Below are 13,561 nucleotides of genomic sequence, written 5' to 3'. Positions count from 1 at the left end.
CACCGGCTTGGGCGGCGGCGGCTTCACCGCCAGTTCCTCGACTACCGGGGGAGGTGGTTCGACCACGGGCGGTGGCGGTTCCGGCAGCGGCGGTTCCACCACCGGCGGGGTCGGGGTGGTGAACTCGATGGTCATGGGCGGCACCTGCGGCGGCACTTCCGGCAGCGGCGGCGTCGGCTTCTGACTCAGCCAGTGCAGGACGGCGCCGTGCAGCACCAGGGCGAACACGCCCAGCAGCACGGCCTCGCGACGGCTGAGCACGCGGGTCGCGCCGGGGCTGCGGAAGACCACGCGGCCCAGCGCCTGGCGCACCGGGGCGCCGAGGTCGCGGACCTCGGCCGGCCGCAAGTCTCCCGACCAGGGGGCTTCAGCCAAGGGAGGGACTTGGAGGGCGTTGATCATCGCCTGACAACTCCTGTCGACAGCAAAGGGATCAGGCAATCTTCCGGACCGGAGCCGGAATGGCTCCGAAGAGCGGTGCGGCGCGTTCGGCGGCCAGGGCGATGCGGGCTTTCAAGGCGTCGCTGGCGATCTGGTAGTTGTCGAAGTCGGCCTCGGCGGCGTAGACGCCGATGGGCAGGGTCAGGGCCTGGAAGAAGCTGAACAGTGGGCGCAATTGGTGATCGAGGACCAGCGCATGGCGCTCGCTGCCACCAGTGGCTGCGAGCAGCACCGGGGTGTCGATCAGCGAATTGAGGTCGACCAGGTCGAACAGGTGCTTGAACTGACCCGGGTAGGAGCCCCGGTAGACCGGAGCGGCCACCACCAGCAGGTCGGCGGTCTCGATGGCGCGCAGCTCGTGCTCGACGGTTTCCGGCAGTTCCTTGCGGGACAGGGCGCCGCCCACCGAACGGGCGATATCGCCCAGTTCGATGAGGTGGCTGTGGATGGGCAGGTGCTTGCCCAGTTCGGCGACGATAGCCTGGGTCAGTACCAGGGTGCGGGAGGGGCGGAAGGTGCTGCCGGTGACGGCGACCACTTTGATGGGAGTGCTCATGGCGAAATCCTGATGATGTTGCACAAGGTGGAATAGCCAGGAGCAAGACTCGTACCAGGGGCGCCAGCCCAGTAAATACGCGAGGTTCAGCTAGGGTGCTGAGCTGTGTGCAGCAGGGCTGCTGGAATGCTGCTGCCCTGGCAGCAGTCGCGAACCCGCCAACTGCCGTGGGATTTCGATGAGCGAGAAGTCCGTAGGAGCGAGCTCCTGCGGGGAATGTAGCCGGACTGCGGCATCTGAAGCGGTGGAAACCCGCGAGGCGGATTTCCACCGACAAGGATGGCCTCAGAAGTAGTAGCTGACGCTGGTGTAGTAGAAGGCCCCCTGGGCACCTTCCGGCGAGGTGATGCTGTATTTGGGCACGCCATAGAGCTGCGGCCCTTCCAGCTTGTCCGGATGGCTGTCGAAGAGATTGATGGCGCCTACCGACACTTTCGGGCCTTGCTCGAAGGTGTACGACAGGTCCAGGTCGGTCACCCACTGCGGGCTGAAGGTCTGGTCCAGTGCCGGGTTGGTGGCGTTGCGTGCCTTCCATTCCCCGTAGCGACGCTGGGCCAGGGTCAGGCCCCAGCCCTCGTAGAGCCAGGTGGCGCCCAGGGTGAGTTTGTTCTCCGGCGTGCCATCCTCGATCAGGCCCTGGGTGGTTCGGCCGACGATCTGCGAGCCCTTGATGCTGCCCACATCGCGCAACTTGGTGATGCGGGTGTCATTCTGGCTGAACCCCGCGTGGAGGTTGAGTCGGCCGAGCTGCTGCAGGTCCCACTGGTAGTCGGCGGTCAACTCGACGCCCTTGGTGCGGGTATCGGCGACGTTGGTGTAGAAGGCTGCGCTCTGGATACTGGAGTAGGGCGTGCCGGCGAAGATCGGCGCCACCACCGAAGCGGGTAACTGGTCGGAGAGGGTGATGCGGTTCTCGATATCGATGCGGTAGGCATCGATCGTGAAGGACGCATTCGGCAGCGGCCGCCACACCAGGCCCAGGGAGTAGTTGGTGGATTCCTCGGGCTCCAGTTGTTTGCCACCCAGCAGGGCGGCCTCGGGACTGTCGGCGCGCAGGGTGCGTTGTTGCACCTCCACCCAGTTGCCACTGCCTGGAGGTTGTTCCACCACTTGCACGCTGAACGATGATAGGCCGCTCTGCACCAGCGACGGTGCGCGATAGCCGGTGCTGGCGGTGGCCCGTGCGGCGATTTCGGGTGTGAGTTCGTAGCGCAACGACAGCTTGCCGTTGGTGGTGCCGCCGAAGTCCGAGTAGTCCTCGGAACGCACCGCAACGCCAGCCTGGAGCTTGTCGGTGAACTGGCCTTCCAGATCGATGTAGGCGCCCAGGACCTCGCGATCCAGCGACACGGCGTCGACGTTGGTGATGCCGGAGTAGTAACCGGGGATGCGCCGTCCGGTGATTGGGTCGACGGTGTTGAAAAGCGGCCCGTTCTGCCAGCCAGCGGCTTCGCCGGCGCTCAGCTCGAAGTTCTCCTGCCGCCAGGCGAGGCCGGCGGAAACGGTCAGCGGCTTGACCAGCAGGTCGGTGGGGAAGTCGCGTACCCAGTCGAGGGTCAGGTTGGTCTGGTCGGCCTCGCGGGTGCCGGTATAGATGGACTCGGGGCTGGTCGCGCCCCAGCTCGGGTTGATGGCGTTGCGGTCAGTGGATTCCACCTCGTTGTTGCCATAACTGAGCGCCAGGTCGAAGTTGCCCAGGGCTTCATCCTCCAGGCGCAGGCCACCGGTGGCCGCATAGTCTTCCAGGCGGTAGCGGGTGATGGGCACGCGGCCATCCGGGTAGCGCGTCAGGGCCACGCTTCCGTAGTTGTTGCGCAAGGTGGTCGGCGGGTCGAAGAAGTTCTCGGCGTCGGTGTTCTTGTGGGCATAGGTGGCGAAGCCATAGGCGCTCAGGCCCCCGCCCAGGCCGATTTCGCTGTTGGCGACGAGGTTGTACTGGTCCGAGACCTTGCCTGAACCCCAGCGCCAGGTGCGGTTCGGGTTGTTCTGCTCGCGCGGCGTGTTGGTACTGGGGGAGCCGGGGTAGAAGATCCGGTTGTCCGGGTTGGTGTCGCTGGCCGGGTCCTGGCTGCCGCCGTCGAAGGCGAGGGTGAGGAAGCCGTCATTGGGCAGTTCGAAGCCCGTCCAGCCGCTGGCCTTGCGCTGCAGGCCGTCGCCCTTGTCGTAGCCGCCGAAGCGGTAGCCGAGGTTGCCGCCCTGGTCGGCGTCCTTGAGGACGATATTGATCACCCCGGCGATGGCGTCGGAGCCGTACTGCGCCGCGGCGCCATCGCGGAGGATTTCCACGCGCTGGATGGCCGAGAGCGGAATCAGACTGAGGTCCACGGCGGCGGCGCCGCGCCCATTGACCAGGCTCTGGCGGGTGACGTTGGCGCTGGTGTGACGGCGCTTGCCGTTGACCAGCACCAACACCTGGTCCGACGCCAGGCCGCGCAAGGACGCGCCCTGGGCGATGGAACCGGCGAAGGCACCCTGGGGCGACTGCGGGAAGTTGAAGGAAGGCGACAGCGCAGTGAGCGCGCCGGAGAGGTCGTTGGCACCGGTTTCCTGAAGTCGTTCTCCGGAGAACACATCCACCGGCGCGGCGCTTTCCAGCGCGGTGACGTCACTGCGGCGAGTGCCGACCACCACCACTGTGTCGAGTTGGTCATTGCTTTTGGCGGCAGCGCCGGTTTCAGCGGCCTGGACCGGAACCCAGGCATTGGCGACGAACAGCGCAATGGCGCTGGCCAGTTGGTTGAATCGGAACATCCGTTATTACCCCTGTTGGCAAGGAATCCTGATTAGGTGAAGCGGGGCGCTGGTTCGCGCCTCTTGTTCCTGCCTTCGAGCAATGGCTGTGCCAGGTATGAAATATCAATATATTCAACGATTTATCCGAGAATTGTGGCGTGTAGAACAGATGCTTCGCGAGGCACTGGCTCCGGCTAGGCAGCCGAGCAACAGTGGAGCAGCAACCTGTAGGAGCCAGCTTGCTGGCGAACCGGTGCCCTTCGCTGGCAAGCCAGCTCCTACGGGGGCCTTCATGCGGGGATCGATGGGTATCGTGGCCTCCACCCATCCTACGGACTGGGCACCGTGCCGAACCTGGATCCAGCGGCGGTCTGGGCTTTCGTAGGATGAGGCGTGCGGCGATGCGCGAGCGGAGCGAAACCCATGCGGGGTTGCCGTGGGTAAAAACAAAAGGGGCTGCATTACTGCAGCCCCTTACGCTTGCCTTGCCCGTCGATCAGAAGCGGCTGGTCAGGCTCACGCCAACCGTGCGCGGATCGCCGTAGGTGATCACGTACTGGCCGCTGCCCACGGGGCCGTTCGGGCGGCCGTGGACCTGGTAGCGGCGGTCGGTGAGGTTGTTGACGAAGCCGGTGACGCTGAGTTTGTCGTCCGGCGAGAACCAGGTCAGGTGGGCATTGGCCAGGGTGTAGTGAGGCTGGCTGAGGGTGTCTTCGCTCTGGCGGTCGGCGAGGAAGAACTCTTTGCCCCGGTAGCTGACATCGCCACCGGCCACCAGCTTGCCGCTGCCATCCAGCGGGATGGTGTAGTCGCCGCCAAGGGATACCACCTGTTCGGGCGAGCGGACGAAACGGTTGCCGCTGAAGTCCGCGGTGACCACGCCAGTGGTGGGGTTCACGTTCTTGAAGTCGGTGAATTCGGTGTCCAGGTGCGACAGCGCGGCGCGCAGATGCAGGCGGTCGGTGGGCTGGGCTTCCAGCTCCAACTCAGCGCCCTTGACCTCGCCCGCGGCGCCGTTGGTGAGGGCGGTGGTGAGCACGCCGTTGTTCACCGTCAGCAGGTTCACCTGGATGTCCGTGAAGTCGTAGTAGAAGACATTGGCGTTGGCGGTCAGGCGGCCGTCGAACCAGTCCGACTTCACCCCCAGTTCGTAGGCATCCAGTTCTTCCGGGTCCACCGTGGTCAGGCCGGAGAGGCCGCCGGAAAGGCCGGTATTGAAGCCGCCGGAGCGGAAGCCGTGGGCGTAGCGGAAGTACACCAGCACGTTGTCGTTGATGCGGTATTCGGGCGTCAGGTCGTAGGTCCAGGCGTCCCAGGTCTTGTCCTTCTTGCTGTTGCCGTTGTTGTCGGCGCCCAGCACCGGCACCAGGGCACCGTTCACGCGGCGCAGCTGTACCAGGTCGAGGTCGATGTCCTTCTCCTCCTGGGTCCAGCGCAGGCCACCGGTCACGCTGAAACGCTCGGTGAAGTCGTAGGTGACGTTGCTGAACAGCGCGTAGCTGTCGGTCGTGTGGTCGTAGCTGAGGTCGCGGAACACGGTGCCGACCTGGTTGGTGCCAGTACCGTTGGGGCTGGTGCCCGGCAGGATCTGGCGAACCTGGGCGCTGTCCAGGTCCTCATGGAAGTAGTGGGCACCGAGCAGCCAGCGCAGCGACCTGTCCTGCGGTGAGGAGAGGCGGAATTCCTGGGAATACTGGTTGTACTCGTTGTCGGTGTCGGTACGACCGTTGACCTCGAAGGGGGTGTAGTCTGCGTCAGTCAGTGACTGATTGCGGATGTAGTCGTAGGCGGTGATGGAGGTGAACTTGTAGCCACCCAGATCCCAGTTGAGGGTCAGCGAAGTGCCATCGTGATCGAGCTTGTAATCTTCGTTGACGTTGAGCTGGATCTTGCTGCCGTGGGGACGCACGTAACCGACGTTGTAGTAGGTGCCGATGGGTAGCGAGCCGTTGCTGCCGTCGCCCTTGAACTCGCGACCGTGGATCTTCCACAGAGCTTCCAGGTCCGGCGTCAGTTGGGCGAGGAATTGCACGCGGAAGGCCTTCTTGTTGACGTCGCCGTAGGTTTGGTCGGCGGTGAGGTTCTTGGTGAAACCATCGCGCTCCTCGGAGTAGAGGGCGACGCGGCCGGCCAGGCGTTCGTCCACCAGGCTGCCGCCGATGGCGCCGGTGAGGATGCGTTCGTTCTTGCTGCCGAAGCCGATGGTGCCGTAGCCGTCGGTGTCGAAGTCGGGCTTCTTCGAGATGATGTTCACCGCGCCGGCCGTGGTGTTCTTGCCGTACAACGTGCCCTGCGGACCGCGCAGGATCTCGATGCGCTCCAGGTCGTACAGCGGGCCACCGCCGGCGATGGGTGCGTTCAGGTAGACGTCGTCGGCATAGATGCCCACCGGATAGACCGTGGCGGCGCCGGTGTCACCGGTGCCCAGGCCGCGAATGTACCAGCGCGGACGGCCGTCCCCGTCAGGGTTCTTGGCCGACGCGTTGGGGACGAAGGTGGTGATATCGCCCATGGCGCGCACGCCGTCGGCGGTGATGCTGGTGCCATCCACGGCGGAGACGGCAACCGGGACTTCCTGCAGGGTCTCTTCACGGCGCTGGGCCGTGACTGTCACGGTCTTCAGTGCGGTGGTGCGAGCTTCTTCCCCCTGTACGACCTTGGCCGGTTCGGCGGCGTACACCTGGCTGCCACTGGAGGCGCCTGTCAGAAGCAGGGCAACCCATATGCCCCGGGTGATTGGATTGAGTTTATGCATGGTCCCTCCCAATTAATCTAAAAGTTGCAGGCGTGACACTCTGAAGTGGACTTGTCTGGTGTCTTGCCGACTGCCTTTGAGTTATTGAGCAGGGACTGTGCCAAGTTGCTATCGATACCTCTAAAACACCTTATAAAGAGTCTGTAAGACAGTGAAAATGTGTAGTTTAGCGGCTAGGTATAGGTGTGATGAGCTCTTCAGGGAGCCAACTAACGGGCTAGCCGTCTTATTTGACGGGAGAACTTGAAGTGACTTGCGGAAGTTTCAGCAGCGCTGCTGCGGAAGTGCTGATTTTGCAGCAGTGAAGTTGTTGCTGCTGCTCCTGCAGCAGCAACTCTCTTTCAGACCGCCAGGCGAGAGGTGGCGCCGATGACTTGCTCGAATACGCGCAGGTCGATCCAGTCGCGCACATCGAAGCGGCGGGGAATGAACTCCCAGCGATGGAGGAAGTCGGTGAAGTCTTGCAGGGCCTCGATTGAGCGCTCGTCCAGCGTGGTCCGCAGCCGGCGATGGGCATCCTCGCCGTAGGCGGTGGCCACCCAGAACTCGCTGGTGTTCAGCTCGCGGGCGAGGAAGCGCCGGGTCTCGTCCGGGTTGGCCCAGGCCCATTGCTCGGTGCGCAGCACCGTATCGACGATGCGAACCGCCGCATCGAAGTGGTTTTCCAGCAGGTGCTGGTCGACGGTCAGGGTACGTGGCGTGCCGTTGTTGGAGCGGATCAGCGGGTCTGGGTGCGAGCCGGTATCGACCACCACCCGCAGGCCGAACTCATGGGCCAGGTGGGCAGCGTGGGCGCCCTTGAGGAAGATGGCGTCGATGTCGCCGCGCAGCAGGCCGATGAGTTCGTTGTTGCGTCGGCTGACACGGCTCACCCCGAGGCTCACTTCGGCGCCGTACAAGTGCTGCTTCTGTTCGTCGCTGTAGGTGCCGCCGTAAGGGTAGTCCACCAGTTCCACGTCGGAGACCGACAGGCCCTCCAGGCGCAGCGCGTTCTCCAGGCCGCGCAGGGCTTGGGCACGGGTGAAGTCGATCTGCACGTTGGCCCACTTGGGCACGCCGAAGCGACGGTTCTTCAGATCGCGGATGCTGCGCACGCCACTGTCTTCGGTGGTGAGGATGAGTTGCACCTCATCGCTCCAGGACAGGCCCAGCACGCGGGTCTGTACGCCACTGGAATAGGCCCAGATCGCCGGGATGTTGCCGCCTTGGCGGACGGAGTTGCGCAGGTGATGGTCGTAGTGGGCCTCGCGCACTTCCCGTTCGCTGGATTCGCGCAAGGACTGGATGTTGGTGCCGAAGGGGTTGAAGGCCTCGGCCAGGCGGCCGGACTGCACGGCAATACCCAGCCCGGTGGGAACCGGGCTGTGGGTGTACCAGAGGGTGTCGAGTGGATTGCTCATAGGGCGATTCGGGTCTCGGGTTGCGGGGTGGTCAGCTCGCCAGGGCGGAACCGGCGTTTCGCAGGGCTTCCAGCGGTCGTGGGTCGATCCAGTCGCGGACGTCAAAACGCTGGGGGAGGAACTGCCAGCGCTGGAGGAAGTCGGTGAAGTCCTGCAGGGCGGCGACGGCCGTTTCGTCCAGGGCGGTGCGCAGGCGCAGGTGGGCGTCTTCACCGTAGGCCTGGCTGACCCAGTACTCGCTGCTGTTGGTTTCCTTCGCCAGGTAGCGGCGGGTGTCCTCGGCGTGGGTGCTGGCCCATGCCTCGGCGCGCAGTACTGAATCGAGGATGCCAACCGCCACCGGGAAGTGCTGGTCGAGCAGGTTCGAATCCACGCTGAGGGTACGCGGTGTGCCGTTGTTGGAGCGGATCAGCGGCTCGGGATGGGAGCCGGTGTCGATCACCGTGCGCAGGCCGAACTCGTGCGCCAGTTGGGCCGCATGGGCACCCTTGAGGAAGATCGCATCCACCTCGCCACGCAGCAGGCCGACCAGCTCGGCATTGCGGCCTTCGGCGCGACGGGCGCTGACCGGGGTGCCGCCGACATCCTGCACCTGCTGGTCACTGAAGGTACCGCCGTAGCGATAGTCGACGCGCTCCACGTCCTTGACCACCAGGCCTTCCAGTTTGAGGGCGTTTTCCAGGCCGCGCAGGGCCTGGGCACGGGTGAAGTCGATCTGTGCGCCGGTCCAGTCGGGCAGGCCGAAACGCCGACCCTTGAGGTCCTTCACGTTTTGGATGCCGCTGTCGGGACGGGTGAGGATCAATTGCACCTCGTCGGCCCAGGACAGGCCGATGACGCGGGTATCGCGACCGGCCGCACGGGCCCAGATTGCGGGGATATTGCCGCCATGGCGCACGGAGTTGGCCAGGGTGTGATCGAAGTGGGATTCACGCACCGCCTGGTTGTCCGATTCGCGCAATGACTGGATGCGTGTGCCGAGGGCGCCCACGCTGGATTCCAGCCAGCCTTTCTGGACGGCGATGCCGAGCCCGGTGGGAACCGGGCAGCGGGTATACCAGAGGGTATCGAGTGCTTGGCTCATGAGGTCTTCCTTGGCGTCAGGCCGTGGCTTTCAGGGGCGAACTGGATTGAATGGTGGCCGGCGTGCGCAGCAGCGGCAGGACTTCCTGGCCAATGCGCAGGGCCTCTTCCAGGTGCGGATTGCCGGCCAGAATGAAGGTGGAGAAGCCGGCATCGCGGTATTCGGCCAGCCGTTCGGCGATGTTCTGGTGGCTGCCCACCAGGCCCACGGTGGGCCCCGGCTTGGCCTTGGCGAAACCAGCCCAAAGATCGGGGCCGAGGATCAGGTCATCGAAGCCGTTGATGTCCTTGTGGTAGGCGGTCTGGCGGGCGGCACCGACTGAATCGGAGCCGCTGGTGAACTGCTTGACCAGCGAGCTGCCTTTGCCTTCCAGGCGTTCGAACTGATTGCGCAGGTCACGCCAGGCGGCCTCCTCGGTTTCGCGGGCGAAGAGGTCGACGCGCAGGCCGAAGCGCACGCTGCGGCCTTGCTTGTCCGCCAGTTCGCGCACGCGCTCGATATGCGGCTTGAGTTTGTCGACCGGCTCGGCCCAGTTCAGGTAGACATCGGCGTGACGCGCCGCGACGTCCAGGGCGGCGTCGGAGAAACCGGAGAAGTACACGCCGGGTTTGCGTTCGTTATGCAGGCCCTGGGGTAGCGAGCCGTTGTCCAGGCGGTAGATATCGCCCTCGTAGGAGAAGCGCTCGTTCTCCCAGAGTCCCTGGATGATGTCGAGGAACTCGCCGGTGCGCTTGTAGCGCAGGTCGTGTTCGAGGAAGTCGCCGTTGGCGCGCTGGCTGGCCGGGTTGCCGCCAGTGATGATGTTCCACTCCAGGCGGCCCCGGCTGAGGTTCTGCAGGATGGCGGCCTGCTGCGCGGCGTAGGCCGGCAGGGTCCAGGTGGCCTGGAAGGCGATCAGGAACTTGATGCGGCGGGTTTCACGCGCCAGCGCGGCAGCGGCGATCCACGGCTCGGGGCCGGTGGGCAGCAGGGCGCCTTCGAAACCGGCCAGTTCGGCGGCTTTCGCCACCTGGGCGATGTAGTCGATGTAGGTGAAGTCATCCGGCGTTCCGTCGGGCAGAAGGCCCGGGGCAATGTCGCCAGGCCGGCGCAGCGAATTACCGCGATTGTGCTTGTCGGTGCTGAGTTGGGGGCCGTCGGTGCCCAGCGGCAGGCGCCAGAAGAATTCGGTGCTCATGAAAGCTCCTGAGAGTTGGATTTGCCGAGTTGTATCCAGGAATAGCAACTGCCATGCCACGCCCCCTGGAAAGGCTGGAGCGCCCGCCAGCTGCGGTTTTCCGCTCTGCTGCAGGAAGGCTGCGGACCCCGACTGCGTCTCCAGCAGCAATCGCCCAGCAACCGCTGTCTGGCAGGCAGCAGATTGCGCCAACGGCCAGCGCCGGCCCTACACGCTGCGCGGGCTGGAGGTGCTGGCACAAGTCCTGCTCTGGGGCTTCTACGCCGTGTAAACGGCCGGCAACGGAGGACCGTTGCGACCCTTCCCGGACAGAAACAGGACAGCTTCCATGACCCAGACATCCCAAGCCCTCGACAGCGTCATCCTCGACCAGGTGGTGCAGGCCAAACGTGATTTCGAGAAAGCCTTCCGCGTGCTGAAGGAGACCCGCACCATCACCGCGACCAATACGCTCCAGGCCTACCTGCGGGTGCCCGCCAGCGACCTGGTGATCGCCCTCCGCGCGCCCAGTCCCTGGGCCGATGACCAGAGCATCCGTGCTTCGGTGGTGAGCCACGACGGCACCGTGCACCTGGACGAAACCCTGGCCCCCGGCAGTTCCCTGGAGGCCAGCAAGGAAGCTGGCAGCGGCAAGCGTTATGCGCTGGTGTTCCAGGAGCGTCCGGAGGTGAGCCTGGTGGTCCACGTGCACACGCCTTACCTCGGCGGCTGGGCTGGCGCGCACCGCGTGCTGCCTCTGCGCTATGCCGCTTCGCAGCGGGTGACCCTGGCCCGTGAGCTGCCGATCTACATCGACCGCCGGCAGTCCGAGCCGGCCTTCATCGTCGAGACCATCAAGACCAATCCGCACACGCCAGGTCTGCTGGAAGCCAATGGCGGCGCCACCTTCTGGGGTGAAGGCATCCTGCCGGTGGCCAGGCTGATCCTGCTGGTGGAAGAGGGCGCCTACTTCCAGGCGCTGGCGGAAAACCTCGGCGGCTCGCAGGAGTTCGGTCCAGGAGTGCTGGAGCAACAATGGAAGATGACCGGCCTCTGGGACGAGGGCCGCAAGCTGCTGGAGCGGGTTGCCTGATTGCGCGAAGACAAAGCCCGGTAGATGCCGGGCTTTTTTTTGGTCCAGAACGCGAACGTAGGTTGGTCCGAGCTACGCGAGGCCCAACGAGCAGCCCCGGCCCCGCATCGTTGGGTTTCGCTGCGCTCTACGCCAACCTACGGTTGCATGTCCGGCTGCACTGGACCTGTAGGAGCGAGTTTGCTCGCGAACGAGTGGGATCTTTCGCGAGCAAGCTCGCTCCTACACAAGGTTCGCAACAGACTGCTAACGCGAAATGGGTATCAGAACTCAGCGGATGGGCCGGTAGCTCAGGCGAGGGGTGAGCAAGAGCGCGAGCAGCGAGAACAGTGCGATCGCTGCGGAAATCCAGATCACCACGGGGGTCTCGGCGATGCGCTCGGGATAGATGCGAATGACCGCGCCCAGTCCAATGGCGTTGCCGCCGGCCACCAGCACGGCACTGGCGTAGTCATGGTACCGGCGTGCCTTGTTGGCACCCTGGGCCCATTGCGGGTCGGTGTTGTAGCTCCGCAGCTCCTGGTGGGCATTGCCCAGCTGTTCGAGGCTCGCCAGGAATCGACGCAGATTGGTGATCGCCCGCTCAGCCTTGTAGTTGAGGAAGGCCAGGCTGGTGGATGCGACCGGGAAGCCCAGTACCAGCCACTCGACAGGGAGTTCGCCGCCGCTCGCGCCGGGTTTGAGGGCAACTAGTGCGGCGAGCAGGCTCACCACCAATGATACGTAGAGCGTCAGGGCCTGCTGCCGCTGGCTGATGCGCGCATTGACCTCCTGATAGGCGGCGATGAAACGGTAATTGGCGTCGACGACGAGTTTGCTCACGGGGGATCTCGGCAGGCGCTTAACGCGGCAGCGGCCAAGCCTCCATGGGAAGCTGGCCGCGTGCAAGAGGGGCGCCGTCCCTGGCGCGAAACGGGTATCAGAGTTCGTTCTTGTAGACCTTGCCGCCCTTCATCACCCACTGGACCTTTTCCAGCACACGGATATCGGCCAGGGGATCGGCGTGCACGGCGATGATGTCGGCGAAGCGCCCGGCGTCGAGGCTGCCGATGTCTTCACTGGCGCCCAGCCATTTCGCCGGGGTGACGGTGGCCGCCTGGATCGCCTGCAGCGGTGTCAGGTCGGCCTCCACGAGGTAGTGGAATTCCACCGGGTTGGTGCCGTGCGGGGTGATGGGTGCATCGGTGCCATAGATGATCGGGATGCCCGCCTTGATCGCCTTGCCGATGTTCTGCTTGTGGATGGTTCCGGTCTGTTTCAGCACTGCCAGGTTGTACTGGCTGGCGCCGGCTTCCACGGCGTGTTCCAAGGCCAGGCTGTCGATGGCCAGGGTCGGAACGATGGGAATGTTCTTCTGCTTGAGCAGCTTCAGGCCTTCGTCGTCCACCAGGGAGGCGTGCTCGATGCTGTCCGCGCCCAGGCGTGCGGCGAGACGGATGCCATCGGCGCCGTGGGCGTGCACCGCGACTTTCTTGCGGTAGCGGTGGGCGGTTTCGATCACGGCCTTCAGCTCTTCCTCGCTGAACTGGGTCACCCTTGGGTCGGTGCCGCTCATGAAGCCGCCGGTGATGCAGACCTTGATGAAGTCCGCGCCGTACTTGAACTGCTGGCGGACCTTGCGCTCGAAGGCCTCGGCGCCGTTGGCCACGCCCGGACCGTCCTGGTCCTCCTCGGGCGTACTGACCTGCCCCGAGCAGTGGCCGCCGGTGGTGGTCAGCAGGGTACCGGCATCGAAGATGCGCGGGCCGGGAATGTCGCCGTCGGCGATGGCATCGCGCAGGGCGATACCGGTGAAGGCGCGCCCGCCCATGTTGCGCAGGCTGGTGAAGCCGGATTCCAGGGTGGCCTTGGCCTGTTTCGCGCCGGCCAGGGCGCCACGGGCGGTGCCGATGCGCGGGCCAAAGCCGCCGAGGTGCACATGGAAGTCGATCAGCCCCGGCAGAAGGGTGCTGTCGCCGAGGTCCAGCTGGCGCGCTTGCGCAGGAATGGCCAGGCCCTGGCCAACAGCCTTGATCCGGTCGCCTTCGATCAGAACCACGGGGTTGTCCAGCACCTTGCCGCTGTTCACGTCGATCAGGTGGGCGGCCTTGATGGCCAGCAGCTCAGGCGGTGCCGGTTGCGCCTTGGGGGGCTCGGCCGCGGAGGCCTGGGCAAGGCCTGCGAGCAGCAGGGCAGATGAGGAGGCCAGCATGAACCGGCGGCTGTTGCGAACGGCATTGGCGAGTAGCGATGACATTTTCCGATCCATGAAAAGCCCGCGCGCCATGGCATGGGCATGGCGGCGGGAAAGGGAGCTCGTTCAGGTTGTGTGAAAGCTACTGCTCTTGGTCTCTCGCATCGTTC

Annotated in this window: 9 protein-coding genes and 1 pseudogene; 1 reads left to right on the top strand and 9 read right to left on the bottom strand. The window is 64.9% G+C overall.

Annotation, left to right across the window (positions count from 1 at the left end; translation table 11 throughout):
* The 7 genes and pseudogenes from E8F12_RS08585 to E8F12_RS08555 all read right to left on the bottom strand — a co-directional run.
* Positions 1–402 (bottom strand): annotated as a pseudogene (locus E8F12_RS08585) (energy transducer TonB); the annotation flags it as partial.
* A gap of 31 nt (positions 403–433) precedes the next feature.
* The gene (gene msuE / locus E8F12_RS08580; protein ID WP_280324825.1) at positions 434–997 is read right to left on the bottom strand and encodes an FMN reductase; all 564 of its coding nucleotides are present in this window, start codon (positions 995–997) and stop codon (positions 434–436) included.
* A 285-nt stretch (positions 998–1,282) separates the two neighbouring features.
* Positions 1,283–3,748: a TonB-dependent receptor gene (locus E8F12_RS08575; RefSeq protein ID WP_280324824.1), complete on the bottom strand. Its 2,466-nt coding sequence runs from the start codon at positions 3,746–3,748 to the stop codon at positions 1,283–1,285.
* Positions 3,749–4,226: 478 nt separating this feature from the next.
* Positions 4,227–6,485, bottom strand: a complete 2,259-nt coding sequence (locus E8F12_RS08570; protein WP_280324823.1) for a TonB-dependent receptor — start codon at positions 6,483–6,485, stop codon at positions 4,227–4,229.
* 341 nt (positions 6,486–6,826) lie between these two features.
* A complete protein-coding gene (locus E8F12_RS08565; protein ID WP_280324822.1) occupies positions 6,827–7,885 on the bottom strand; it encodes an ABC transporter substrate-binding protein in 1,059 nt (352 codons plus the stop codon).
* A 31-nt stretch (positions 7,886–7,916) separates the two neighbouring features.
* Positions 7,917–8,969 (bottom strand): ABC transporter substrate-binding protein, encoded by a 1,053-nt coding sequence (locus E8F12_RS08560; RefSeq protein WP_280324821.1) that lies wholly within the window; start codon positions 8,967–8,969, stop codon positions 7,917–7,919.
* 16 nt (positions 8,970–8,985) lie between these two features.
* Positions 8,986–10,146 (bottom strand): LLM class flavin-dependent oxidoreductase, encoded by a 1,161-nt coding sequence (locus E8F12_RS08555; protein ID WP_280324820.1) that lies wholly within the window; start codon positions 10,144–10,146, stop codon positions 8,986–8,988.
* Between the two features lie 328 nt (positions 10,147–10,474).
* Here E8F12_RS08555 and E8F12_RS08550 point away from each other — a divergent pair, with 328 nt between their 5' ends.
* Positions 10,475–11,218, top strand: a complete 744-nt coding sequence (locus tag E8F12_RS08550; RefSeq protein WP_280324819.1) for a class II aldolase/adducin family protein — start codon at positions 10,475–10,477, stop codon at positions 11,216–11,218.
* A 270-nt stretch (positions 11,219–11,488) separates the two neighbouring features.
* On the opposite strand, the gene E8F12_RS08545 is transcribed toward E8F12_RS08550, so the two are convergent.
* Together E8F12_RS08545 and E8F12_RS08540 are read right to left on the bottom strand one after the other, a co-directional pair.
* On the bottom strand, positions 11,489–12,040 hold the full coding sequence (locus tag E8F12_RS08545) for a hypothetical protein (RefSeq protein WP_280324818.1): 552 nt from the start codon (positions 12,038–12,040) through the stop codon (positions 11,489–11,491).
* Positions 12,041–12,137: 97 nt separating this feature from the next.
* Positions 12,138–13,454 (bottom strand): amidohydrolase family protein, encoded by a 1,317-nt coding sequence (locus E8F12_RS08540; protein WP_280324817.1) that lies wholly within the window; start codon positions 13,452–13,454, stop codon positions 12,138–12,140.
* Positions 13,455–13,561: the final 107 nt, after the last annotated feature.

Origin of the sequence: Pseudomonas sp. BN102 (genome assembly GCF_029871245.1) — a bacterium.
Lineage (GTDB): Bacteria > Pseudomonadota > Gammaproteobacteria > Pseudomonadales > Pseudomonadaceae > Metapseudomonas.
Note: the sequence above shows the minus strand (reverse complement) of the source record. Positions and strands in the feature narration are given on the sequence as shown.